Source organism: Thalassospira lucentensis (assembly GCF_050516545.1).
GTDB classification, from domain to species: Bacteria; Pseudomonadota; Alphaproteobacteria; order Rhodospirillales; family Thalassospiraceae; genus Thalassospira; species Thalassospira lucentensis_C.
The window spans coordinates 2,533,625-2,557,180 of sequence record NZ_CP191544.1 but is presented as its reverse complement, the minus strand read 5'-3'; the positions used below and the strand labels follow the sequence as shown (position 1 = coordinate 2,557,180).

The 23,556-nt window shown below is 53.9% G+C and carries 23 protein-coding genes; 9 read left to right on the top strand and 14 right to left on the bottom strand.

What is annotated here, in order from left to right; translation table 11 throughout:
• Positions 1-287: 287 nt before the first annotated feature.
• Positions 288-1,583, bottom strand: a complete 1,296-nt coding sequence (locus ACQ0MK_RS11860; protein WP_430472775.1) for an O-antigen ligase family protein — start codon at positions 1,581-1,583, stop codon at positions 288-290.
• A 134-nt stretch (positions 1,584-1,717) separates the two neighbouring features.
• Between ACQ0MK_RS11860 and ACQ0MK_RS11855 the strand changes: the two genes are divergently transcribed.
• The 6 genes from ACQ0MK_RS11855 to ACQ0MK_RS11830 all read left to right on the top strand — a co-directional run bounded on the left by ACQ0MK_RS11855 (position 1,718) and on the right by ACQ0MK_RS11830 (position 8,106).
• Positions 1,718-2,809, top strand: coding sequence for an O-antigen ligase family protein (locus ACQ0MK_RS11855; protein WP_430472774.1), 1,092 nt, complete (start codon positions 1,718-1,720; stop codon positions 2,807-2,809).
• Positions 2,802-4,124 (top strand): prenyltransferase/squalene oxidase repeat-containing protein, encoded by a 1,323-nt coding sequence (locus ACQ0MK_RS11850; protein WP_430472773.1) that lies wholly within the window; start codon positions 2,802-2,804, stop codon positions 4,122-4,124. The genes ACQ0MK_RS11855 and ACQ0MK_RS11850 overlap by 8 nt, the downstream gene beginning before the upstream one ends.
• An 86-nt stretch (positions 4,125-4,210) precedes the next feature.
• Complete coding sequence (locus ACQ0MK_RS11845; RefSeq protein WP_430472772.1) at positions 4,211-4,453, top strand: type II toxin-antitoxin system Phd/YefM family antitoxin; 243 nt, start codon at positions 4,211-4,213, stop codon at positions 4,451-4,453.
• Positions 4,453-4,839 (top strand): type II toxin-antitoxin system VapC family toxin, encoded by a 387-nt coding sequence (locus ACQ0MK_RS11840; protein WP_430472771.1) that lies wholly within the window; start codon positions 4,453-4,455, stop codon positions 4,837-4,839. Before ACQ0MK_RS11845 ends, ACQ0MK_RS11840 begins: the two co-directional genes overlap by 1 nt.
• A gap of 14 nt (positions 4,840-4,853) precedes the next feature.
• Complete coding sequence (gene hrpB / locus ACQ0MK_RS11835; RefSeq protein WP_430472770.1) at positions 4,854-7,367, top strand: ATP-dependent helicase HrpB; 2,514 nt, start codon at positions 4,854-4,856, stop codon at positions 7,365-7,367.
• Positions 7,368-7,410: 43 nt separating this feature from the next.
• Complete coding sequence (locus ACQ0MK_RS11830; protein ID WP_430472769.1) at positions 7,411-8,106, top strand: VIT1/CCC1 transporter family protein; 696 nt, start codon at positions 7,411-7,413, stop codon at positions 8,104-8,106.
• Between the two features lie 17 nt (positions 8,107-8,123).
• On the opposite strand, the gene ACQ0MK_RS11825 is transcribed toward ACQ0MK_RS11830, so the two are convergent.
• The 7 genes from ACQ0MK_RS11825 to ACQ0MK_RS11795 form a co-directional block, all read right to left on the bottom strand.
• Positions 8,124-8,747: a class I SAM-dependent DNA methyltransferase gene (locus ACQ0MK_RS11825; RefSeq protein ID WP_430472768.1), complete on the bottom strand. Its 624-nt coding sequence runs from the start codon at positions 8,745-8,747 to the stop codon at positions 8,124-8,126.
• Positions 8,748-8,804: 57 nt separating this feature from the next.
• The gene (gene greB / locus ACQ0MK_RS11820) at positions 8,805-9,299 is read right to left on the bottom strand and encodes a transcription elongation factor GreB (protein WP_430472767.1); all 495 of its coding nucleotides are present in this window, start codon (positions 9,297-9,299) and stop codon (positions 8,805-8,807) included.
• Between the two features lie 95 nt (positions 9,300-9,394).
• Positions 9,395-10,009: a pyridoxamine 5'-phosphate oxidase family protein gene (locus ACQ0MK_RS11815; RefSeq protein ID WP_430472766.1), complete on the bottom strand. Its 615-nt coding sequence runs from the start codon at positions 10,007-10,009 to the stop codon at positions 9,395-9,397.
• 244 nt (positions 10,010-10,253) lie between these two features.
• Positions 10,254-11,543 carry an MFS transporter gene (locus tag ACQ0MK_RS11810; RefSeq protein WP_430472765.1) on the bottom strand — a complete coding sequence of 430 codons (1,290 nt, stop codon included), beginning with the start codon at positions 11,541-11,543 and terminating at the stop codon, positions 10,254-10,256.
• Between the two features lie 78 nt (positions 11,544-11,621).
• Positions 11,622-12,569, bottom strand: a complete 948-nt coding sequence (locus ACQ0MK_RS11805; RefSeq protein ID WP_430472764.1) for a LysR family transcriptional regulator — start codon at positions 12,567-12,569, stop codon at positions 11,622-11,624.
• Positions 12,570-12,689: 120 nt separating this feature from the next.
• Positions 12,690-13,847: a DUF3095 domain-containing protein gene (locus tag ACQ0MK_RS11800; RefSeq protein WP_430472763.1), complete on the bottom strand. Its 1,158-nt coding sequence runs from the start codon at positions 13,845-13,847 to the stop codon at positions 12,690-12,692.
• 56 nt (positions 13,848-13,903) lie between these two features.
• Complete coding sequence (locus ACQ0MK_RS11795) at positions 13,904-14,122, bottom strand: SlyX family protein (protein WP_430472762.1); 219 nt, start codon at positions 14,120-14,122, stop codon at positions 13,904-13,906.
• A 98-nt stretch (positions 14,123-14,220) separates the two neighbouring features.
• Here ACQ0MK_RS11795 and ACQ0MK_RS11790 point away from each other — a divergent pair, with 98 nt between their 5' ends.
• Entirely contained in the window at positions 14,221-14,757 is a 537-nt protein-coding gene (locus ACQ0MK_RS11790) for a class I SAM-dependent methyltransferase (RefSeq protein ID WP_430472761.1), read from the top strand.
• Here the strand turns inward: ACQ0MK_RS11790 and ACQ0MK_RS11785 are convergent.
• From ACQ0MK_RS11785 to ACQ0MK_RS11775, 3 genes are all read right to left on the bottom strand, one after another.
• The gene (locus ACQ0MK_RS11785; RefSeq protein WP_430472760.1) at positions 14,754-14,993 is read right to left on the bottom strand and encodes a GDCCVxC domain-containing (seleno)protein; all 240 of its coding nucleotides are present in this window, start codon (positions 14,991-14,993) and stop codon (positions 14,754-14,756) included. The two genes, ACQ0MK_RS11790 and ACQ0MK_RS11785, sit on opposite strands and share 4 nt — an antisense overlap.
• The gene (locus tag ACQ0MK_RS11780) at positions 14,980-15,894 is read right to left on the bottom strand and encodes an NAD(P)-dependent oxidoreductase (protein ID WP_430476025.1); all 915 of its coding nucleotides are present in this window, start codon (positions 15,892-15,894) and stop codon (positions 14,980-14,982) included. Before ACQ0MK_RS11780 ends, ACQ0MK_RS11785 begins: the two co-directional genes overlap by 14 nt.
• Before the next feature lie 283 nt (positions 15,895-16,177).
• Positions 16,178-16,591 carry a tellurite resistance TerB family protein gene (locus ACQ0MK_RS11775; RefSeq protein ID WP_430472759.1) on the bottom strand — a complete coding sequence of 138 codons (414 nt, stop codon included), beginning with the start codon at positions 16,589-16,591 and terminating at the stop codon, positions 16,178-16,180.
• Between the two features lie 364 nt (positions 16,592-16,955).
• On the opposite strand from ACQ0MK_RS11775, the gene ACQ0MK_RS11770 reads away from it, so the two are divergent.
• Positions 16,956-20,090 (top strand): sensor domain-containing protein, encoded by a 3,135-nt coding sequence (locus ACQ0MK_RS11770; RefSeq protein WP_430472758.1) that lies wholly within the window; start codon positions 16,956-16,958, stop codon positions 20,088-20,090.
• Between the two features lie 91 nt (positions 20,091-20,181).
• Here the strand turns inward: ACQ0MK_RS11770 and ACQ0MK_RS11765 are convergent, their stop codons facing one another.
• The 3 genes from ACQ0MK_RS11765 to ACQ0MK_RS11755 all read right to left on the bottom strand — a co-directional run bounded on the left by ACQ0MK_RS11765 (position 20,182) and on the right by ACQ0MK_RS11755 (position 22,505).
• Entirely contained in the window at positions 20,182-20,826 is a 645-nt protein-coding gene (locus ACQ0MK_RS11765) for a Crp/Fnr family transcriptional regulator (protein WP_430472757.1), read from the bottom strand.
• A 191-nt stretch (positions 20,827-21,017) separates the two neighbouring features.
• On the bottom strand, positions 21,018-21,464 hold the full coding sequence (locus ACQ0MK_RS11760; RefSeq protein WP_430472756.1) for a DUF2946 family protein: 447 nt from the start codon (positions 21,462-21,464) through the stop codon (positions 21,018-21,020).
• Positions 21,465-21,614: 150 nt separating this feature from the next.
• Complete coding sequence (locus ACQ0MK_RS11755) at positions 21,615-22,505, bottom strand: DMT family transporter (protein ID WP_430472755.1); 891 nt, start codon at positions 22,503-22,505, stop codon at positions 21,615-21,617.
• A gap of 77 nt (positions 22,506-22,582) precedes the next feature.
• Here ACQ0MK_RS11755 and ACQ0MK_RS11750 point away from each other — a divergent pair, with 77 nt between their 5' ends.
• Positions 22,583-23,506, top strand: coding sequence for a LysR substrate-binding domain-containing protein (locus ACQ0MK_RS11750; RefSeq protein ID WP_430472754.1), 924 nt, complete (start codon positions 22,583-22,585; stop codon positions 23,504-23,506).
• Positions 23,507-23,556 lie beyond the last annotated feature (50 nt).

The following is a 23,556-nucleotide window of genomic DNA, read 5'->3' as shown; positions in this document are numbered from 1 at the left end:
TGCTTTGATTTTGGTGGCGGTTGTTTTGATCGGTTTGGGCGGGCTGCGTCTTGGCACTGAAATCACCGCATTGATGATGCTGCCGGATGTGCGGACGGGATTTGCCAATGGTGACGGGTTTGAAGATGAAGCGCGCAAAAACCAATTGGCGCAATCCATCGCAAACGGGGATGCTGATCTGGTTTTGCGGGTTGCCAAGGATCATTTGCAATCTGCACCATTCGATCCGGTTTTACTGTCCCTGATCGCCGCGGCAGAAATGGAAGGCGCAACTGGAAATTTGCAGATCAGCGCAAGCTTGTTTGATCAGGCAATCGCGATTGCGCCATTTGATCAACGCGTTCGAGACCTTCGCCGCGCTGTGCAAGCCCGGCTTCAGACACGCCAACCCATAATACCGCAATCGGCAGAATAAGGGCGGGTAAGGACATGACCCAACCGACCAAACAGCCCAACAGGACAAAGCCGATCAAGGAGACAGTTAAGGCACGATCTGATGGGGTGATGGCGTTATTCAAGATGGATTTCAGCGCGAGTAAGCCTGCGACAAGTAACGCTATGACAGCGGGAAGGCCAAACATCATCGCACCGTCTAGCCACAAATTATGGCTGCTAAACCAATGGGCGTTGGTGTTAAGCCCCGGGGTGGCGAAATGACCCATGACAAGGGCGATGCTTCCTGCACCAAATCCCGTAATGGGGCGATCGGCAATGGCATGAAGGGCGGTCTGCCAAGCATCATCGCGTTGGATCAAATCAAAGCGCGTCAATTCGGCAAAGCGGCCTGCAAGATCTTGATCCGCCAAACCGAAAACAAGCAGCATGGCAACGCCGGTTCCCCCCGCCCAAAACAGGCGTTTCATCACATTGTTTCTAGACGTGTTAAGGGCCACGTAAACCAGACTGGCAAGAATGCCAAGGACAATACCACTGCGCGAATGGCTTTGGATCAGGCTTGCGGCGAATATGAGTGCCAATGCCAACATACCACCCAATTGATCAAGACGTTTGCCTGTGGTTCGGGCTGTGTTTTGGGTGAAAAGGTACAGCGATGCCACAATGCCAATTCCCATAAAACCGGCAAAGGCATTGCGATTGGCAAAGCTTCCGGTCCAATCGGACAAATGGGCGTGTTTGGCAAACCAAAAGGTGGTTTCCAACCCCAAGATCACGGCCAGAACTGCCAAGAAAACCTGCAGCGCGCAGGATGCGATAATGACCTTGGCAATATCGCGGGCAAACCGATATGGCCGGGACTGTGCGACCATGGATGCCAAGGTGATACTGCCCGCAAGCCAGATCAAGTTGCCAGTCATGGTTATCCAAGCATTGGGATAAAGCGCAATGCGCGGGGCGTTAAACGGGGCATCTTGCATCGGCCAAACCGGCAGCGATTGCAGCAGGCTCCAAGCTGCCAATGCCGCGACGACCAACCAAATGCGACCAAGATAGCGGCGCGGTTTGACGGGGTTTGCAGTCAGGCAGATGGCAAGAATGCCAATGCCTGTCAAAATCGACAGGAGTGCTGCCGCCCATGGCCGTGCCCCGCCCAAAAGAACCGGGGCCAGAACAATCTGGGTCATCAGGCAATATCGTGCCAGCCGATGCATCAAACCACGCCAATCTGCTTTGAAAACAATGTCTTCAGCCTAACGGAAAAAGCACGGTCTGTCTTATGGCTTTGTTCTGCGTACAGGTTTAATGCGCGAGGTTGGGCATGATGGATCAGGTTGTTGCCAGTACTCAAACCAACGTTTCTACTCCGGATCAAACTGCGACTTATGGTGTCAATCCTCTGCCGGTTTGGTTGGTGCTGGTCGGCAATGTTGTGATGGTTTGTTCGCTTTGGCTACTGGGTGCTGGGGGGATGGCGGCCAAACTGATCTTGTTGGTGTTTTGGCTTTTGATGATTGTCGGTTTTGGCGGGCGGCTACGGTTTTCTGGTGGGGCGGTTGTTGGGGGTTTGTTGCTTGGCGGATTGATGGCACTGCTGACCACCGGCAATGGGGTTGGGCATGAAAAAATTCGACTGATCGGCAATTTAGTGATGCTGCCGGTGGGGCTTGCGGGGGGCATGTTGATCGGGCGGGATTGCTTACGTGTCATGATGCCGGCACTGGTTGTGTATCTGCCTTTATCAAGCTCATTTTACCTCACCCATGAGGGCATGCGGCTTAATCATCCGTTCTTGTTTCTTGGGCTTTTCGCGTTGTGTTCTGTGACGGTGTGGCGCGGCGGCAAGGTGGTGGCAGGTATTGCCGCACTTGCCGTGTTGCTTAGTCAAACCCGGATTGCGGTTCTGGCAATGATGATCAATCTTGCCGGACGTGTTCGGTTTTCAAGCATATGGACATGGATGGTTGGTTTCTGCGTAATCGCAGCGACGGCGTGGATGGTTGCCGATCATTTGCCACGGTTGTTGATGACCCATGGCAGCGGTCGTTTATCCTTCTGGCGTGACTTTGCCGATATGTGGATTGCCGCACCAACTACCCATAAATGGTTGGGTTTTGGTGCCGGGTCGGTGGAGGATATTTTATCAGGATATGCGTCCTTTGCATCCTTTGGCGCGTTGCATAACGATCATTTCAGGATGCTGTTTGAAACCGGGATCATTGGGGCAGTGCTTTGGGGCGCGGGCTGGTTGGTTATGATCGCGGTGGTGCGCCCATCGCGGTTGTCTATGTGTATATTGCTTTCCGTGATGGTAACCATGGTCACAGATAACAGTTTGAATTATGGGCATTATTTGATGTGTTGTGGCATTGCCGCCGGGATTGCCGCGCAAACGGATGCGCCGCATGGATAAAGATCAGTTGATCAATATCCGGGATCGGGTTTTGGCCCGCATGAAGCAGGAGGGCTATGCCGGGGCTGATCCGTTTGACGGCTTGGAAAGTCGCCTGTTTCATGCGTCGGGCTTGGGGCGGTTTCGGCTTGCCCGCTTGATCTGGTTACAGGCGATTAAGCGCGGTCCGCGTGCCTTGCGATCCATTGCGATGATCCCACCGTCGGTAAACCCGAAAACGCTGGCCTTATTACAGGGGGCTGGCGGTGGTGTGGTTCTTGGTGATTTCAGCGCGACTTTATGTGACGTGCAAAATGCTGATGGTGGCTGGGGATATCCGTTTGAATGGCAGGCACGGGCATTTCATGCCAAACGTGGCCAAAGCAACGCCATTGTGACGAGCTTTGTCATTGATGGGTTGATCCGGGGTGGTGCGCCCGTTGAACAACATGTTCTGACGCGGGCCGCGGATTTTATCGAAGGCAGTCTTTGGCGGGATGGGCATTTCGCCTATCTGGGCCATGATGATTGCGAAATTCACAATGCCAGTCTGTGGGCCGCATTTGCCCTGAACTGTGTTCGAGCGGGAAACGACAAAACAGCCAAGGCAGTGCGCCGCATAGTGGATGCGCAGCAGGTTGACGGCAATTGGGCTTATGGCACGCGTCGGCATCATCGCTTTGTTGATGGATTCCATACCGGCTACATTCTTGATCTTCTGGATCGGTTGCGAATTTCGGGTATGGGCGGGCTTGAAAGTGCAATCGAGCGGGGTTGGGTGTTTTACCGCAGCAACTGTTTCGATGATGAAGGAATTCCGCGCAATTTCGCGGGTAGAGACGGCTATCTTGACGCCCATGCGGTGGCCCAATCTATGGCAAGCCTGTGCCGGTTTGGCGATGTGGCAAGAGCCATCAAGGTTGCCAATTGGGCAGCAGCACATCTGTTTGATGCCAAGCGCGATGTGTTTTACGCCGGGATCGGGCGGTTTGGCGTAGATCAACAGAACTATGTGCGCTGGACGCAAAGCTGGATGGTGTGGGCGCTTTCAATAGTGATAGAAAAGAGGACGATGAATGAAGCATTTGATCCTGAAAAACCGCTTTCCTTTTGCCATCCAGACCCGGATCGGGCGACAAAGGAAGATGCCCTGCGCGGATTGTCTGAAGACGCCTTGCGCAACCTCTATGCTATCACGCGCAAGCAAGCATCGATGATGCGGGAAACTGGCGATATGGAAGTCCTTTATGGCCTGACCCGCGGGATGAAAACCATTCAGCGGATTAGCGGGGAGCGCGGGATTATTTTGGGCGCACGCGTGATTACAGAACCATAAGCGTTGGAATCTTCGGAATACTTTTGGCGCGCATTGCAATGCGATTTGGGGTAGACTAAGTTAACTTAGTCTAATTGGAGATGGTCATGGGTATCGTCAATATTCACGAAGCCAAAACACATTTATCGCGCTTGATTGCACGCGTCATGAATGGTGAGGAGCTTGTCATTGCAAAGGCGGGCAAACCTGTCGTGCAAATGTCGGCTTATCATCCAGAGAAAGCCATCCCGAAACGCATTGGCTTTTTAAAGGAAGAGGAAATTTTGGTTCCTGACGATTTTGATCGAATGGCTCAGGATGAAATCGAAAAAATGTTTGGCGTACGCTGATGAAACTTCTTCTTGATACGCAACTGATCCTATGGGCCGCAAAAGAGGATAAAAAGCTTTCTACTGCTGCGCGCAAGCTGATGTCGAATATGGAAAATGAACTTCTTTTCAGTCCGATCAGCATTTGGGAAATTACGATCAAGAACGGCCTTCAGCGCCCAGATTTTAAAGCGAATGCGCGCCTGATTCGTCGCGGAATGCTTGATAACGGTTACACCGAACTTCCGATGCTAAGTGAGCATGCCCTTGCGGTTGATACCCTGCCGCCGGTCCATAAAGACCCTTTTGACCGGATTTTGATTGCACAGGCAAAGGCCGAGGGCATATTGCTGCTCACCGCTGACACTATGCTTGATCAGTATGGTGAGCCCGTTCGCCTCGTTTAAGACTGAAATATCAAATGGTTCGCAATTTCCCGTTTCTTCCGATTGATGCCGTCTTGCCAGAACTCTGTTCTGCGCTGGAAACGGGGACCAATGCGGTTTTGCAAGCCCCACCGGGCGCGGGGAAGACGACCAAGGTGCCCTTGGCCTTGTTGGACGCGGCATGGCGGGGGGATCAGAAGATCATTATGCTTGAACCGCGTCGATTGGCGGCACGGGCTGCCGCACGGCGCATGGCCCAGATTTTGGGCGAGGCGGTCGGGGATCGGGTTGGTTATCGCGTGCGGTTTGACGCCAAGGTATCGGCCAAAACCCGGATCGAGGTCGTGACCGAGGGCATTTTGGTCCGCATGATCCAGGATGACCCGGAACTTGCCGGCATTGGCGCAGTGATCTTTGATGAATTTCACGAACGATCGCTTGATGCTGATCTTGGCTTGGCGCTTGCCCTTGAAACCCAAGGCGCGCTTCGCGATGATTTGCGCATTCTGGTCATGTCCGCCACCCTTGATGGCGATCCGATTGCGGCCCTGATGGGTGATTGCCCGGTCATCACAAGTGACGGGCGGGCTTATCCGGTTGAGACGACATATATCGTTCCGAAACCCGATAATTGGGGCAATATCCGCATCGATGCTGAAATGACAGCCGCAATCAAAACCGCCCTTCACGATCAAAGTGGATCGATCTTGGCGTTCCTGCCGGGGCAGGGCGAAATCACCCGTGTCGAAGGGGCATTAAAACAATCGGTCACGCGGGATGTGATTATCGCCCCGCTTTATGGCGCGATGGATGCCCGCGCACAGGATGTTGCGATCCAACCGGCACCGGATGGCAAACGCAAGGTGGTTTTGGCAACCGCGATTGCCGAAACCTCATTAACCATCGATGGTATTCGGGTGGTGGTTGATTGCGGTTTGCAACGTTTGCCAAGGTTCGATCCGGCATCGGGCATGACCCGGTTGATAACCGTGAAATCATCCCAAGCCAGCGCCGAACAGCGCCGTGGCCGTGCCGGGCGGTTGGAGCCGGGTGTGTGTTATCGCCTATGGGCGGAAAACGAACACCGTGCCCGCCCGGCCTTTACCGCACCGGAAATAAGCGAGGCTGATTTGGCCCCGCTGACCCTTGAACTTGCCCGGTGGGGGGTAAGCGATCCGAAGTCGCTTCCGTGGCTTGATGTCCCCGATACCGCCAAAATTGATCAGGCACGTGATGTTTTACGCGGGCTTGAGGCGATTGATACTGAAAACCGCATCACCGCCATGGGAACGGCAATGGCGGGGTTGCCGGTCCATCCGCGCTTGGCGCATATGATGGTGCGTGGGGCGCAACTTGGACTGGACCCGGTGGCGTGTGCCTTGGCGGCCTTACTGTCGGATCGCGATTTTATGCGCGGGCGGGGGGCTGATTTACGGTTGCGGATAGAGGCAATCGGGAAGGGTCAAGCGCCGAAAATGATCAATGAAGCCGCCAAACAGCTTGCCCGGCGTTTGTCCATGGTGATGAAACAAAGCCAGCTTGGATCATCGGCGGGCGTTGATCGCAAAGTTGATCGCGCCGATGAAGTGGGGTTGCTTCTGGCCTTTGCCTATCCCGACCGGATTGGCGAGCGACGCAAAGGACAAGATGCCCGTTATCGCCTATCGGGTGGACGCGGCGGTGTTTTGCCTAATCATGATGGTTTGGCGTCCGAGCCCTATATCGCGGTGGCCGAATTGGATGGGCAGGCGCGTGAAGCCAAGATTTATCTCGCCGCCCCCTTGGCGCGTGCAACGCTTGAAACCCATTTTGCCACCCAGATTACCGAAGGCACCGAAGTTTTCTGGGACAGCCAATCAAATGCGGTGCAGGCACGTTGGCAGCGCAAAATTGCTGCGTTGGTGTTAGATGAAAAAGCCACCCATGACGAAGCCGATCCCGATGCAATTGCGTCAGCAATGATCGAAGGCATTCGCAAATCGGGGCTTCATTGTCTGGGCTGGGATAAGGCATCTGATGGGCTTCGCGAACGGCTTGGTTTCTTGCATCGTGTAATTGGCGATCCATGGCCCGATGTTTCTGATGCCGGGTTGTTGACATCGCTTGAAAACTGGTTAGCACCGTATTTGACCGGGATGACCAAGCGCACACAGCTTAAACAGATTAACCTGTCCGAGGCACTTTTGTCTGGGATTGATTGGAACCAGCGACAGGAACTCGATCGACTGGCACCGACCCATTTGCAGGTACCCACCGGATCAAATATCCGCATTGATTATAGCGGTGAAAATCCAGCTTTGCCGGTGCGGATGCAGGAAATGTTTGGCGCGACCGAGACGCCCAAAATTGCCGGCGGAAAGGTCGCCGTGACTTTGCATTTATTGTCGCCCGGCCAACGCCCGATCCAGATCACCAGCGATCTTATCGGGTTCTGGAACGGATCATATGCACAGGTGAAATCCGAAATGAAGGGACGCTATCCCAAACATTACTGGCCCGATGATCCCTTGCAGGCCGAACCAACGCGCCGGGTTAAAAGCCGGATGTGAGTCCATATATCTTATGAGATGTAAACTTAAGAGGGGAGGCGGCATGGAGCATCATCGCAAGGTTAAACACCATGTGAACCGGGTTGGTTGGTTGCGGGCCGCAATCATGGGAGCCAATGACGGGATTGTATCAACCGCCAGTCTTTTGGTTGGTGTGACGGCGGCAAGTGTCGGGCGTGATGATATCCTGTTGGCCGGAATTGCCGGGCTTGTTGCCGGTGCGATGTCGATGGCTGCGGGTGAATATGTTTCGGTCAGTTCACAATCTGATACCGAAAAAGCCGATTTGGCCGCCGAGAAACGAGAACAGGCCGAAGACCCGATAGGGGAGCGTGCCGAATTGGCGGAGATTTATCGCGACAGGGGACTGGAACCTGTTCTTGCCGACGAGGTTGCTGCCCAGTTAATGGAGCGCGATGCATTGGGGGCCCATGCCCGCGACGAGCTTGGCATTTCAGAGGTTATGGTCGCACGCCCGATACAGGCGGCCTTTACATCGGCGGCGACTTTTTCTCTTGGTGCGTTCCTGCCACTGATCATGGTGTTATTGGCCCCGGACAACCTGATCATTCCTGCGGTGTCAGTGGCCGCCCTGATCGCCCTTGCGATCCTTGGCGCATTTGGGGCCAAGGCCGGTGGTGCAGATATGTTGCGGGCGTCCCTTCGTGTGACATTCTGGGGGGCGCTTGCGATGGTTTTAACCGCAATGATCGGTAAATTGTTTGGCACTGTCGTCTAAAGACAAAAGGCGTTAGATCAAGCTGCTTGCAGAATGCAAAGTTTGCAGTGATAGCCTTCATTTTGATGGTACGGGGTTTCACGAATGGTGCAGATTTTTGCCAGATCATCTTTTTCCATCTGATCAAGATGATCCCGGTAACCGTCCTTATGCCAGACTTGTTCATGGACTGTGATGATGGCAGGTGCTCCGGGCTTAATCACACGGATCAGTTCGTTCATTGCCGTTGGCCCGACATGACCGCTTGTGAAAACGCCAACACTGATCACACCGTCATAACGGGCATCCCCGATATCAAGGGATGCTGTCAGGTCGGCTTTGTTAAGCGTGCGATAGACATCTTTCTTGCGAGCTTGATCGAGCATATCAGGACTAAGATCAATGCCGTCGATCACGGCATCAGATAGGGATCTTAGTTCTTTTCCAACCAATCCGGTGCCGCAGCCTGCATCAAGGATCACATCGTTTTGGCCGATTTCTTGCGCCATGGTCTCAGCCGCAATTGCCGGGGCGACATATCCCATGCCGATCAGGGTATCTGCCTCATAGGTTTTAGCCCAGTTCGCGTAAACCGCGCGGATTTGGTTTTGATCGCCGTTGAGGGCATAGGCACGTTTCAAAAGCGGATTTTCCGAAGCCATCGGTATCTGATCCCCTGCTTGATTGATGATCAAACGTACAGGAAATCAATGTCTTAATCAAATTGCAGCAGATTTCTTCGGATAACTGATTTCCAAAACTTCCAGCTCATCCTCGCCCGCCGGGGTGCGGAAAGTGACAACATCGCCGACACCCGATTTCATCAATGCGCGGGCAACCGGTGATACCCAGCTGATGAAACCATTCAGGCTATCGGCTTCGTCTTCGCCAACGATGCGGATGGTTTTTTCTTCGTCGCGGGCGTTGATGTATTTGACCGTCGCACCGAAAAAGATACGGGAATGATCAGGCTGTTCTTCCGGGCGGACAACAACTGCGTCTTCAATCCGTTTGCGGAGGTATCGAACGCGCCGGTCGATTTCACGCAGGCGTTTTTTGCCATAGATGTAATCACCATTTTCCGAACGATCGCCATTGCCTGCGGCCCAATGGACAACGGCAACGACTTCGGGCCGGTCCTTTTTCCAAAGGTGGTCGAGTTCGGCGCGGAGGGCATCAAGGCCTTCGGGGGTGATGTAAATCGGTTTGTCCATGGCCTGCGTTTTAGCCCAATTCACGATCTTCGCAAAGACGTAATCGGGGGAAAGTCCGCGCAAGGTTCTGGTGGCGTTATGACCCTGAAAACAGATCACAAGCTTTGAAGATACCGGGCTTCCATTTCGGACTGGGTTTCATGCGGGGCGTCTGATTGCATCTGATCTTTCAGCATCTTTCCCATCGATGGCAATTCTGCGCGGTCAATGATCGCATCCGGGGACCAGAGGTTGGAGCGCATAAATGCCTTGGCACAATGAAGAAAAGCACAGGTCACCGTGATTTTAAGAACCGAACGGGGAGCCGCGTTGTTTTCCGTGAATTTTGCACACAGATCAGCATCGGTCATGATCGATCCCGTGCCGCGCACACGTAAGGTTTCATTGACCCCGGGGATCATAAAAAGCAGGGCGACATTGGGATTTTTTGCCAGATTACCAAGATTATCCAGCCGGTTATTCCCCGGACGATCCGGGATCATTAGCGTGTTGTCATCTTCGATGAAGACAAATCCTGGCAAACCACCCCGTGGGGTTAAATCTGGGGCTGCATCCGATGTTGCTGTCGAAAGAATACAAAATGGCGACAGGGATATGAATTTCTTGCAATGGACATCAAGGGACTGGATTTCCTTGGCGCTGGCCCGGACACTGACATCAGGATAGTGCGACAAAGCAGATGCACGCGGCGGCACAGTTGTAGACATCATGCGGTCCTTTTAGCGTAAGAAAAAAACAGAAAAATCAATAGCCACAATGCCTTGTCGTGATCAGTCTGACAACAGACCAACCCGACATTCATCCGTGGAAACGATCAAAATTTTGCATTTTAGATGAGGCAAAGGCACGGCAAGTTGTGACGTGTTTTGCGTATCCTGTGCACCGCCGGACAAATAAAAACCGCGACAAGACTGGTTTGCCGCGGTTTTTTTGAGATGGGTTTTATGTCGGGGGTCAGGCGGGCTTGGCCGCCCCGCGCAGTTCCCTGTCATCAATCGGCAAATGAACCAGTGCGGCAAAGACGCCAAGGGCGACAGACGCCCACCAGACCGCATCGAAATTGCCGGTCAGATCATAGACAAGACCGCCCATCCATGCGCCAAAGAACGCACCGATCTGATGGGAAAACATCACAATGCCAAAAAGCGTTGCCATGTAACGCGGGCCGAAGACTTGTGCGATCAATCCGCTGGTCAGCGGGACAGTCGATAGCCAAAGTGCGCCCATTGATGCCGAAAACAGCAAGATGGTTTCCGATGTTTTGGGCGCAAAGATAAAGATGACAATGACCACGGCGCGCATGCCGTAAATGAACGACAGGCCATATTTCTTGCGCCATTTGCCACCGGCCCAACCCGCCGTCAGCGTACCAATGATGTTAAACAGGCCAATCAATGCCAGTCCCTCCGCCGCGACAGAACGCGGCAGGCCGCAAAGCTCGGTAAAGGTCGGCAGGTGGGTTGCGATCACGGCGATATGAAAACCGCAGACAAAGAACCCGGCATTCAAAAGGGCAAAGCCGCGATGCTTGCGGGCCTCGTGGAAGGCGGCGATCAGGCCTTGCGGTCCCAAATCCGGTGTTGCCGTCGGGCTGTTGCCTTCTGCCTTGCCGGTGAGCGCAAAGGCCGCCGGAATGATCAGCATTGAAATGCCTGCCAGAATCACAAGGGCGGCGACGTAGCCAAAGGAGCTGTTAAGCGCCTGCGTGGTTGGCGCCATGACCAACTGGCCGACAGAACCACCAGCGGACGCCAAACCAAGAGCGAGGCTTCGTTTTTCAGCCGTGAAAACGCGGCTGATGGCGGCAAGAACAACAGGGAAACTTGTAATGCCCACACCGGTTCCGACCAGGAAACCTGCGGTCAGATGAAGTTCGCCGGGTGAAGCGGACGTCCCCATCAGATAAAGACCAAGCGCATAAACAAGGCCCCCCCCAATCAGGGTGCGGGTCGTGCCAAACCGGTCGGCAATGGCACCGGCAATCGGGGCTGAAATCCCCCACATCAGGTTTTGAATGGCAAAGGCCAGACCAAAGGTCGTGGCACTCCATCCCGTATCATTCAGCATATCGGGAATGAACAGGCCAAGCGACTGACGCACACCAAGATTAAGCGATAAAACCAGACAGCCACACAGCAAAACCAGCCATGGGAACCATTTGGTCGCACGCGCAAGTGTCAGACGTGTCGGGCTGACAGCAGCAGATGTGCCGGGTGAACTACCGGCATTTTCGGTGGGGCGCATAGAATTGTCTCCGTGGGGCGAATATGTATTTGGCGGCGATTTTGAACGCTGTTGGCTTATGCGTCCAATTCATTCGGATTATGAAGCTGATAATCTTTGCGCATCATCGATATTTGATATTGCCCCGGCCTGAATGACAATCTCGCCAACCTTATCAATGATGACATTAAGGTCGCCACTGGATGCCCGGCGGATCAGCGTGATCGCCATGCCCCAATTCATGCCGGGAATATCAAGAATGCGGATGCGATCACGTGCCGGACTGTGCATGCAGAACCGCCGCGCCATGATGCCATATCCGGCCCCTGCGGCGACCATTTCGATCTGCAATTCAAGGGCGGATACTTCAAGCACGGATTTGAATTCCACGCCATTTTTGCGCGCCCAGGCATTGCCAAGGGCGCGAAAGGCGCAGCCTTCCGGCATCAGGATCATCGGGTGTTTGGCCAGTTCGGCAATCGTGGATGGATGATCGCGTGCTGATGTCGGGCCAATGGCAACGATATGATCATCAAGCAGTGTTTCCGGCAGCAGACTGGCCGGAAGATCACGGCTTTGAACCCCGCCAACAATACCGTTCGGTCCATCAAGCGAGAGCATGGCATCAATTTCGCCACGCCGTAAAAGTGGCAGCAGCTCGCTTGACCAGCCGCTTTTGATCGTAAGGGACATATCGGGAAAAGTCTGATGGAGTTCACGCAATTCGGATGCCGCCATAAGCGGTGCGGCCCCGTGGCTAAGGCCCAGACGAAACGGACCATGTCGGGTGGTTTTGCCGGAAATTGAATCGCTAAACCCGTCCAGACGGCGCAAAAGATCACGGGCCTCGCTGAGCGCGCGGTGGCCAGCCGGGGTGGGGTGCAAAGGTTTGGTGGAGCGATCAAAAAGCGATGCGCCAATGCGTTCTTCAAGCCGCTGTATCCGCCGTGTAACAGCCGGTTGGGTCAAGCCAAGCCGGGTAGCCGCGCCATGAAAGGATTGCGCATCAGAAACGGCAATCAAGGCTTCGAGTTCGCGGGTGTCCATGATCAACGCTGTCCTGATCAGTCAAGGATCCGGGCAGTTTTCAGCATATCTACCCATCATGCAAGAAATCTATCAAGGGTTCTGCATTGATGCATTTTGGACATTGACGGTATGAGGCGTTCAGGACGCTACCTGTGTGCGGGCCATTTTGGCCTTATAGACGGATGAAGCTGCGGTATAGCCACCTTCGCCACCATCAAGGAAATGGAAATGGGCATCATTGGTGATGGATGGCACGATGCAGGTCATGATCGCGGTGCGTTGATGATGGGTGCCAAAATGAATGTCGCCACGTTCCTCGGCAGCTTTCAGATATTCATCAATCTTGGCCCCGCGGGCGGCGGTGCAATTCACCGTCATCCACAGGCCATCGCCGAATTTGCGAAAATCGGTATTATAGCCGGTATAGTCGCGATAGCGTTTTGGATCAAATTCGCCAAGTTTCCAGCCGGTTTTGATCAAAATCAAGGCGATAAAGGCAATGTAAAATGCCTTGAACCACGCTTTGAAATAGCCGCCTTCTTTATGTTGGGTCGCCCGGGCTTCAAGTTTCAATCCCGGTGGCGGAAAGGCAAAGTCCAGGCCGTCTTCCGGAACGGGGCTGCTTTTGCGCGGGCTGTCATCAAGGATTTCAAACAGGCCCGATACCACGGCGTTAAATTTGTCACGGTCTTCATCGGGCTGAACAATGATCGACAGAATCTGATCGGTTCCTTCGGCCTTGATCGGCGACCAACGGCACGAAAGCCCGGTCAGGTCAGGGCGCGTTCCGGGGGCAGCCGGGGGAATGACGTTATGGCCTGCACGCATTTGATCTTCGGCCCAGCGCATGCCACGGCCATTAAACATGGCATAGGACACCGGATGGGAAACGGCATAGCGGGCAACGCGCACACTGCGCCCGCTTGCGCAAATTTCAGAAATCCGGGTCAGGCCAACGCGCAGATCAAGCTGGAGTGTTTCGACTGCCCATATGGCGGTCGCCGCCATGGCATCGCGCACGGCATCAATGTGATCGGGCGGGCAGGCAAAGCTTGCCCCGTCGCCACCAAACATGAACGGATAATCTGAATGACCAAGGGCGTTGCTGACCGCGCATATGACCGATGCGCCAACCATATTGACATCCTTGAACCGGCCCGCGGCAACCGCCTTGGTTGAGCCGACAATATCGGATGTGCCGACCCACCAGTCATCTGGAAGTTCATGGTAAATCGACGCGTCGAGAACATCGGCGAAGTCGTCAAATACAGGGATATCCAGATACAGATTGGTCACATCAGTCTCGCTTGATTATGGCGGCCTAGCGGTCGTCAGACGGATGAACCAAGGGATCAATAATGTGGCGGTGGTGCATCGTCTTCTGGTGATGTACGCATATAATCGCCCATCCGTTTAACATCTTCCGACATTAATTTATTGCGGCGTTCAAGAACATCAATGCGATCCCATTGGGATTTGATCATATCGGACAGGTCGTTCACCACGGTTTCCATGTGTGCGATCTTTGTTTCAAGCTCGGTAACGCGGTTTTCCGTATCTTGCTGGCTCATGCTGGTATCTTCTGGAAGTGGGGATCAATGTATGTTGCAGCACATACCACGCTGTGGCACGACTGTCTTTGGCGGAACTTAACACAGATTGCAGGCCTATGACCGATTTATCCGCACTTGTTTTCGTGATGATTATTCTGGCACTGATTGCGGTTTACGCCATCAGGTTGCGATCCGTTCCGATGCCGACATTGCGTGCCGCATGTGATGAAATCATTGCCTATATCCCGTCCGACACAAAGAGTGTGACCGACTTTGGATCAGGGTGGGGGGATCTTGCGATTGCGATTGCACGGGCACGGCCGGATGTGCGCGTCACGGGGATTGAACTATCGCCCATTCCATTTGCCATCAGCCGGATGCGGGCGGTTGTGGCGGCCTTTCCTAATCTTGAGCTGATCCGTGGCGATTTTCGCAAGATCGACCGTGATCCGGGCGAGGTTGTTGTATGTTTTCTCGATCCACGGGTGATGGGGGATGTCGGTGATGTTTTATCCGTCCGTATGGACAAAGGGGCGATTGTGATTTCGCGGGCCTTTGCCATTCCCGGCTGGCAGGCATTTGGGGAAGTGCCGATGACATCCGGATCAGACCGGCTTTATCTATATCGGTTCGGCAGTCACAAGCCGGGTTAGGTGCCACAACACCCGGCATTCTTGCCGTCGATCTGCACGGGTGGGCAGGGCACTGTGCCGTATGAGCAAAATACACAACAGTCACCGGCAAGCGGACGTAGCACAGCACCGCATCCCTTGCAGTCATAGAAATACTGGCAGGCATCTGTTGGCATGGTTTCACTTTCCTGATGACCGCATTCCGGGCAGGTCAGGACAGAAACAAGTTCAATCTTTTGTGGATCAATCTTCTTCATAGACTTTGATCAAAGCTGAATGGTCAAGATCGCCATCGCCCATGCCAATCACTTCGTCATAAAGTTCCATCGCAAGGCGCGAGAACGGCAGTTCAACGCCCAGTTCGCCTTCGGAAAACTCAAGGGCCTGGAAAAGATCCTTGCGCTGGGTGACGACCTTGCCGCCCGGTTCAAAGTTGCGTTCGATCATGCGTTCGCCGTGTTTTTGCAAGATTGCAGAATCGGCAAAGCCACCTGTCAGGGCAGACCGCAGCTTTGAAAGATCAACACCGGCTTCATCGGCCATGGAAAAGGCTTCGGCAACCGCACCGATTGTGATGCCAACGATCATTTGGTTGGCGGCCTTGGCAATCTGACCGGAGCTGACATCACCAACATGGGTGACGCGCGATCCCAGAACTTCAAACACGCGACGAACGCGGTTGAAATCGTCTTCATCCGCACCGACCATGATCGAAAGTGTGCCGCTTTCCGCACCATGGGTGCCACCTGATACCGGGGCATCAATCCACGTGCCGCCAGCTTCTTCGACCACATCGGCGAAACGGCGTGTGGCGTCAACGGCTGTTGTGCCCATGTCGATGACGATGGTGTCTTCTTCCATGCCGTCAATGATGCCGTCTTCGCCCAGAAGAACGTTCTCAAGCGCGACGGTATTGGCAACGCAGATGATGACAATATCGGCATCGGCCACAGCATCGGCAGGGGTGCCCGCCGTTGCGATGCCAAGGTCTTCAAAGGCGTTCAGCGTTTCGGGATTACGGGTGTTTACGGTCAGGACTGCACCGGCCTTCTCAAGGTTCAGCGCCATTGGGCGCCCCATCAGTCCAAGTCCGATAAAGGCGATTTTTTCCCCGGCAAGAGCGGTCATGGCTGTAGTCCCTTTTTGGCGGTGGGCAATATCAGGTTGGTCGATACAGAACCACCCTGTGCCCGGATCGGTACAGGTGTGGCAAGAAATGTCGGCTAGGCCATATCACATTGTTGCGTCAAGGAAAGCTGCGATTTCAAGGAATGGAATTCCGAAATGCGCTTTGTGAGACACGAATTTGATCAGATGGCTTTGCTATTTCCTGATGCTTGGGTTCAGAGTTTATCTAAATTTGCCGTCTTTTGGCACGTTGGCCAAACGGGTTAGGTGAACGGCCTTGCCGTTTGGAAAGGCACATTCCCGGAACCCGGAATTAAAAATCGCCGGGCCGAACATAGCGTGCAGCCATGGCCCGTTCGATGGCCGCGCCAACAAGGCGGTCAATATCAAGCCGGTGGCGCAGGAGTTCAAGAATACGGAGTTCTTCCTGACTGATTTCACTGTCTGACAGAACAATCTCGCAGGCAAAGACATAAGCCGTCTCGCGTAATTTACGCGGCAGCGCATCGCGAATCAGGCCTAAGGCGCGGTCCATACCGTCTTCTTCACCCAGCAAACTGGCACAATCACGGGCGACACTGGTGACACCGTCATTGTCAAAACCGGCAAAGATCGGAAGGTAACGCACCCGGCGACCCATTGCGGAAAGTTCGGCATCGGTAATGTCATTATCGGCAGCCGAAACCATAACCATTGTGTAGATCAAGGCATCTTGATGCGAAATCACGTTGGTTGATCCTTCCCGAAAAAGTTGCCAGAAACGCAGTCTATCTCGACCTTTGACGTTCCCAACGACATGCTGTGACAACCATTGGACAGCTAAAGGGTAAGCCGATAACAATCCGTGGGCAACAGTTAAGCGATTAAATTTTCGGGATTTTAATGATTGCGTAGTGAAATGGCGCTCATTCTGTTTGCACCGATGATATGGGGTGATATGCGCATCAAAAGATGCGCATATAGGGGGCGAATAGAAAAATGAAGCCGTTACAAAACAATAGCGGAAATAAAGTGGGTGCTTGACATTGTAAGGCAAGATTTGCCTTTGCACGGTATGGGGTAGCAGTTATGGTCGCGCAGCGATAACGATAATGACGATCAAAGCGGTTATGGGAGACATCAACGCAATCAATTCTGTCGGGACACTGACAGCGTTGATCAGCCATTTACGCATGCCTTCAGGAGTCTATGACCCTGTCGGGAAGCGTCTGCTTGTCAATTCGGTATGGACCCCATGGTTCGAACCGGTTCTTGATGAATCACATTGGTATGAAACCGATGGGTTGGGCCGTCTGTCAGAACTGCTTGCCGAACTTTCCAACGAAATTCTTGAGGCGGGCGGTTATCATAGCCGGACCTGCGACATTGACGGTATCGAACGCGTTCTGTTTGGTTGGAAACTATCCCTTGGCGGGCAGGATTATATCCGTCTGGTGGTGATGGATAATGATATCTCATCAGGTATCGGTAGTCTGATTTCCCCGCAGCCTGTTTTGATCTTTGAACGCAACGGCGAATTGCGATGCGCCAACAGTGCTGCCGAACAGGTCGTGCTGGAAATGGGGTTGTCAACACCGCTTGCTCTGGCCCATCCCAGTGATCAGCGCGATCTTATCAATGAAGATGGCCCGCAGTTCGAGGCCGAAAATTCGCGCACAGTCCATTACGGTCAGCGGTTCTTTCAGTGGCAATGCATGCCGCTTTTTGGCGCTGACTATATCGTGTTTTTCGGTCAGGAACGCACGCGCGAGGAAAGCTATCGCCGGGCACTTGAACATGCGGTTCACGGGATTATCGACCTGAATGCCGAAGGCACGATTACCAGTGTCAATGACGAGACGGCCGCATTGTTCAGCTATGATTCTGTGCGCAGCGTCATTCAGGCTTATTTGCGCCGTCCGGAAACCTTTTATGCCCAAGACAGTGACCGGCTGCAATTGCGCCGCGATTTGGCATCCGGGAAAGGCATCCATGCCCGCGATATTGAAATGCGCCGCTCCGACGGCAGTCAAATCTGGGTGCGGTTCAACGCAACGGAAATTCGCGGCGAAGGTGGCGGGCTGCTTGGGTACAGCGTAACCATTACCGACATCACCAAAAACCGGCAGGCGGAATATGATTTGCGCCGTCGTCAGGAACGCTACCGCGCACTGGTGCAGACCGCAGGCAGCGTGATTATGTTCCTTGATTCCGATGGCCGCATTTTAGAATATAACCGCGAATGTGAATGGACGTTTGGCTATTCCTGGATGGAAGCTGCCGGTCAGAACTTCTTTGATTTCCTGTTGATTGAAAGCGATCGGGCGCGGGTCCGCATGGCGGTACGCCGATTGATGTCGGGCGAAATCATCAAGGACGAAGTCTTTTCATTCAAACGCCGCGATGGCGAGGTCCGGCTTTTGCAGTGGAATGCGCGGGCGCATTTCGGCGAAGATGGTGACATTGCCGGTGTGATCTGCATCGGACAGGACGTGACCGAAAAGCTTTCGGTGGAACGCGCGCTTCGCTATGCCGAAGAAAAATTCCGTGGCATTTTTGAAAATTCTGCCGAGGGACTTTATCAAAGTTTACCGCTGGGTCAGGTTCTGTCGGCCAACCCGGCATTCGTTTCAATTTTGGGGTATGATTCAGTTGATGAATTGATGGCCCAGAAAGAAGAACTTCAAAACCATTATTTAAACCCGGTAAGCCGGTTGCGCCTGACAGGGCGTTTGCTGCGCGACGGTTTGATTCAAGGGTATGAAACCGAACTGCGCCGAACCGATGGCAAGATCATCTGGGTCGAGGAAAATGCCCGATTGGTGCGCGATGAGCATGGTAGCCCGCACCTGATCGAAGGATCGATCACGGATATTACCGATCGCAAACGTAGCGAAGCCCGCATTCAGTTCCTTGCCCATCATGATGGATTGACCGGCCTTCCCAACCGGACCCTGTTTCAGGAACGCCTTGGCGCTGCGGTCGAGCGCAGCAAACGTGAAAAACGCAACTTCGTTCTGATGATGTTTGATCTTGATAACTTCAAGGACATTAACGATACGCTTGGCCATCCGATTGGTGACCTACTCTTACAGGGGGTGGGTGAACGCATGCGGGTGTGTCTGCGCAATGAAGATGTCGTGGCGCGTTTGGGCGGGGATGAATTTGCCGTTCTGATCCATGAACCCGGATCGATCGAAGAAGTCACCTTTGTCGCGCAGCGCCTGATAGAACGCGTTTCCGAACGCTTCATGCTTGAAGGCAACGAAGTTCAGGCATCGACCTCGGTCGGGATATGCATGTATCCCCAGGACGGGCGCGATGAAAAAGACCTTTTGCGTAATGCCGACCTTGCGCTTTATTGCTCCAAGGCCGAAGGCCGCAATCGTTATCACTTCTTTGAACCCAAGCTTCAGGTCGAAGTTCAGGAACGTAAGGCGATGGAACGCGACCTGAGCCACGCGATTGAAAATGACGAACTTGAACTGTTCTATCAGCCGATCATTGATATGGGCGGGCATCGCATCATCGGGATGGAAGCTTTGGTGCGTTGGTTCAGTCCGTCACGCGGTTTGGTAAGCCCGGTTGATTTTATCCCGGTTGCCGAACGGATGGGGATCATTGCCGATATCGGGAAATGGGTGCTGAACCGGGCCTGTGATCAAACCCGTGCGTGGTATGATGACGGATATGGTGATCTGACGATTTCGGTCAATTTATCGCCGCTTGAACTTGCCCGGCATGAAGACCTGATTGAAAGTGTTGGCGAAGTTCTGTCCCGATCCGGGCTTAATCCGCGCCAATTGCAGTTTGAAGTGACCGAAGGTGCGGTGATGGATAACCCGCGCGAAGCGGCCATTACACTTGGCATCTTGCGAAATCAGGGTATCCGGATTGCGATAGACGATTTCGGAACGGGCTATTCGTCGCTTGCGTATCTGAAACGGTTCCCGGTTGATAAGATCAAGATCGACCGATCTTTTATCATTGATATTGATAGTTCCGACGGCAATGCCGCGATTGTTCGCGCAGTTGTCTTCCTTGCCAGATCGTTTGGCATGGCGGTCAATGTCGAAGGGATCGAAACCGAAACCCAGCTTGAACATATTGCATCCGAAGGGGTCGATGAAGTTCAGGGTTTCTATTTCAGCAAGCCAATTTCAGCAGGCGATATGGAAAGCCTTCTGAAATCGAACAAGGTCACGCCAACGCATTTCCCGCTTGATCAGGGGATGGGCCCGCATTAGGCCGTGCTGTTTCGGGCATTGGGTAAAATTATAAAAGGCGCACCGGATTTGTCCCGTGCGCCTTTGGTTTGTTCGCGATCCGTAAGTGATCCTAAGCGGCTGTCTGCTGTTGGGCATCACCGGCCCCTTTGCACAGTTTTGCCCGGTTGATCTGCATGATCGCGGGCATGACCGGGTTTTTTGAAATGGCCCCGTCGCGCCGCAGATTGGCGATCATGCGACTGGCCGTTTCGGTGGTTGTCGCGATGATATTGCCAAGCTTTTCCCGGTTGGGAAGTGCCACCTGATCCTTGTGCGATGCCCATAGCAGGAACCGGCAAATGCGGCGCATGGCCGATCCGGTGCCAAAACTGATCTTCAACTGCTGGGCATCCATCACTTCGCTTGCCAGAAGCGACATGACGGCGGCCTGTATCTGTTGATCGGTTTTTTGGGCGGTGCGTACCCGGCTGATCGGGATACGTTTGATTATGGACGGCGAAATGGTTTCGATGACAAGCGACGGATCGGTCACAGCAAGCATTTCCAGACCAATCAAATCCCCCGGTCGATAGACCCGGCAGACCTGTCTTTCGCCGTCTTCGGTATATTTACACCGAAGTGCCAGACCGGTTGCCAGCAAATAGACATAGGACTGATCATCGGCATGATGACCGATGCTGGCATCAGCGGGCAGGTTCAGGGCAGAAGGTTCAGCAAGTTTTTCCAGAACGGTTAGGGCGTCTTCTTTGTTCATGGGTTTTCCCCCATTGGCAAAATAAAGATACGCGGCAAATGCGGGGTCGCGTATCGACACCAGTCTGTGGACCCGGAAAGGCATCCGGGATAGGTGCCCGTTTGGATGGGCAAAAAGGATGGGTTCTGATCACGTTTCGCGGCATTCGGACGCATCTGTGGCGTCAGCAGCCCAATGGAGCCAAAACAAGATCAGATGGCAGCAGGCGGTGCGCGCGGTGAGGCTGCAATCGGGCAGAAGTCATGCAGCCGTGCGGTGATGTGAAGGGCTGTGACCTGATTGGATAGCTTCAACCGATGCAAAACGGGCAATTCCGGTTCAACCGGCAAACCAACCACATGGTTGCCAAGGCCACAACTGGCACATTGGAACCCTTCATAGGCGTCTGAGCTGTGGGGGGATGTGCCGCCATTTTTGACCATGTCGGCCGGGACCGAAATGGTTTTGATCCCGTTGGCCGTACAAATGATCAGCGGAACATAGACCATCTCGGATGCTTCCGTGCCGCTTGGCACTGATGCCAAGGCAACCGGTGCATGCATGAACCCGAACATCAAGGCGTTGACCAACAACAGCCACCCGACAAAGAGTGACAGCGTGCGTCGAACGACCGGATTGTTGTTGCGGGTGACGGACACGGCTTTCTATCCAGATTGGAAAGATACGAGATTTCAATAGACCTTTGAAACCCGCCTGTCAAAGCCTCGTAATGTGAACCAGTTATCAGTATTTCTTTATAATCGTTCAAGAAAGCCGGGCGGTGCCCGGCGTTCCCGTGGTTTGCTGTTCTATGCGGTGGCCTTGCGCGGCACTTTGCCGGTCCAGAAACGGAACATGATCACCCCGCCAATCGCAACACCCCCTCCGGCGATGGTCAGGACATCGGGCGTAATCCCGCTGAGACTCCAGGCAAGTCCGATGGCAAGTGGCGGCACGAGATACAGGAAATTGGCCGCAAGTGCCGGGCCAAAATGCCCGATGGCGAAGCTCCATGTCGCATAACCAAGCGATGCCGAGATCAGCCCTAGGAACAGAACCGCCGAAATCACCGAAACGGGTGCCGTGCCAAGTTGCGCCAGCCCGTCGGGCAGCCATGGCGATAGCCACAATGCCCCGGTAATCAGGGTCCAGCAGGTGCAAGTACCTGCCCCGTAGCGCGCAATGACATCACGCACCAGTACAAAGTAACTGGCCGACAGGATCGATGCCAGAAGGATAAGCGAACTGCCATTGCCAAAGCGCATCTCGCCGGGTTGTCCTTGGGCAATCAGAAAGACCCCCGAAAAACTGACCGCGGTGGCAATCCATGCACGGAATCCAAACCGTTCACGCAGGAATATGGTTGCCAAAAGGGCGGTCCAGATCGGCAGGGTATTAATGATGAAGCTGGCCGCGCCGGGCGATACGGTTTGCTGTCCGGTATTCAGAAGCCAGTTATAGAGACTGATGCCAATGGCACCGCCAAGTGCAAGGCGACCAAGATCGCGCAAACGCGGCAGGGGCGGGCGCACAATCAAAAGCCACACCACCGCCGGGCAGGCGGCAATGGCAAAACGGACTGCGGCAAGGGGGATGGGATCAAATGTGCCAAGTGCCACCCCGATCAGGGGAAAGGATGCGGCCCATGAAACGACCGTGACCAATGCGGCACAAAGTCCAAGAGTGGATCGGGAAAACATCTTATAACCTTTCCAAATGCTGTGTTTTATCGTCGTTGGCGACAGTGATAACGCGATGAAGGATGTTGACATACAGCATGGCTAAGGGGTCTGATGTGCGCATGGCACACAGCAATGATTTAACACTTCCACCTCTTTCTCTGTTGCCCGCAGTCCTTGCTGCGGCACGCAGCGGATCGTTTTCGGCTGCAGCAAATGAAATGGATGTGACCCACAGCGTGATCAGCCGCCATGTGTCGCAAGTCGAACAATGGCTGGGCTATGATCTGTTTGAACGCTATGGCCGCGGGGTGCGGCCAACCCCGGACGGGCAGCGGTTTTTGCGTGATGCGCAATGCGCGATTGATATGCTGTCACAAGGTGCGCAGCCATGGCGCAAACGCCGTGGGCCCGATGTCATCAAGGTCAGCCTTTTGCCGTCCTATGCCCGGATATGGTTTCTGGCACTGGTGCCCGATATTGAACGCGATCTTGATGTGCGACTGGAACTTGAAATTTCTGAACGGCTGGCCGATTTCAACGATGGTCAAACCGATATTGCCATCCGGTGCGGCAAGGGGCAGTGGCCGGGCACCAAATCAAGCATATTGTTTTCCGATCAGTTGATCCCGTTGGTGTCGCGCCGATTATTGAAGGGTCGCGATCCGGGGGAAATGGATGCGTCGGATGTCGCTTCCATGCCGCTTTTACACGATAGCGACACCACCGGATGGCGGCATTGGCTTGATATGCAGGGCATCAAATTCCGGCAAAAGCCATCGGATCGCCGATTTGAAGATTACAGCGTTGTGCTCTCAGCCGCAGAATCCGGGATTGGTGTTGCGCTTACACGGTTGCCGTTTGCGCGCGCAACAATTGCCAAACATGATCTGGTCACCTTACCGTTCGCACCGGTTCAAAGCCCGCTTGCGACATATCTGGTGCAACCGGCTTATGAGCAACGCCCGGCGGTCAGGGCCGTGGCTGAACGGCTTACGCGGGCGGCAAGCGCCTGCAAGTAGTGAGTTTTTTTCTATCGAACAGTGGTTGTTTGAACTACTTTGAGTTGATG

What these genes read in the sequence shown, in the direction of transcription:
- ACQ0MK_RS11860 (WP_430472775.1), bottom strand. Translation starts at nt 1,583, where the DNA reads ATGACCCAGATTGTTCTGGCCCCGGTTCTTTTGGGCGGGGCACGGCCA.
- ACQ0MK_RS11855 (WP_430472774.1), top strand. Translation starts at nt 1,718, where the DNA reads ATGATGGATCAGGTTGTTGCCAGTACTCAAACCAACGTTTCTACTCCG.
- ACQ0MK_RS11850 (WP_430472773.1), top strand. Translation starts at nt 2,802, where the DNA reads ATGGATAAAGATCAGTTGATCAATATCCGGGATCGGGTTTTGGCCCGC.
- ACQ0MK_RS11845 (WP_430472772.1), top strand. Translation starts at nt 4,211, where the DNA reads ATGGGTATCGTCAATATTCACGAAGCCAAAACACATTTATCGCGCTTG.
- ACQ0MK_RS11840 (WP_430472771.1), top strand. Translation starts at nt 4,453, where the DNA reads ATGAAACTTCTTCTTGATACGCAACTGATCCTATGGGCCGCAAAAGAG.
- hrpB (WP_430472770.1), top strand. Translation starts at nt 4,854, where the DNA reads ATGGTTCGCAATTTCCCGTTTCTTCCGATTGATGCCGTCTTGCCAGAA.
- ACQ0MK_RS11830 (WP_430472769.1), top strand. Translation starts at nt 7,411, where the DNA reads ATGGAGCATCATCGCAAGGTTAAACACCATGTGAACCGGGTTGGTTGG.
- ACQ0MK_RS11825 (WP_430472768.1), bottom strand. Translation starts at nt 8,747, where the DNA reads ATGGCTTCGGAAAATCCGCTTTTGAAACGTGCCTATGCCCTCAACGGC.
- greB (WP_430472767.1), bottom strand. Translation starts at nt 9,299, where the DNA reads ATGGACAAACCGATTTACATCACCCCCGAAGGCCTTGATGCCCTCCGC.
- ACQ0MK_RS11815 (WP_430472766.1), bottom strand. Translation starts at nt 10,009, where the DNA reads ATGATGTCTACAACTGTGCCGCCGCGTGCATCTGCTTTGTCGCACTAT.
- ACQ0MK_RS11810 (WP_430472765.1), bottom strand. Translation starts at nt 11,543, where the DNA reads ATGCGCCCCACCGAAAATGCCGGTAGTTCACCCGGCACATCTGCTGCT.
- ACQ0MK_RS11805 (WP_430472764.1), bottom strand. Translation starts at nt 12,569, where the DNA reads ATGGACACCCGCGAACTCGAAGCCTTGATTGCCGTTTCTGATGCGCAA.
- ACQ0MK_RS11795 (WP_430472762.1), bottom strand. Translation starts at nt 14,122, where the DNA reads ATGAGCCAGCAAGATACGGAAAACCGCGTTACCGAGCTTGAAACAAAG.
- ACQ0MK_RS11790 (WP_430472761.1), top strand. Translation starts at nt 14,221, where the DNA reads ATGACCGATTTATCCGCACTTGTTTTCGTGATGATTATTCTGGCACTG.
- ACQ0MK_RS11785 (WP_430472760.1), bottom strand. Translation starts at nt 14,993, where the DNA reads ATGAAGAAGATTGATCCACAAAAGATTGAACTTGTTTCTGTCCTGACC.
- ACQ0MK_RS11770 (WP_430472758.1), top strand. Translation starts at nt 16,956, where the DNA reads ATGACGATCAAAGCGGTTATGGGAGACATCAACGCAATCAATTCTGTC.
- ACQ0MK_RS11765 (WP_430472757.1), bottom strand. Translation starts at nt 20,826, where the DNA reads ATGAACAAAGAAGACGCCCTAACCGTTCTGGAAAAACTTGCTGAACCT.
- ACQ0MK_RS11755 (WP_430472755.1), bottom strand. Translation starts at nt 22,505, where the DNA reads ATGTTTTCCCGATCCACTCTTGGACTTTGTGCCGCATTGGTCACGGTC.
- ACQ0MK_RS11750 (WP_430472754.1), top strand. Translation starts at nt 22,583, where the DNA reads ATGGCTAAGGGGTCTGATGTGCGCATGGCACACAGCAATGATTTAACA.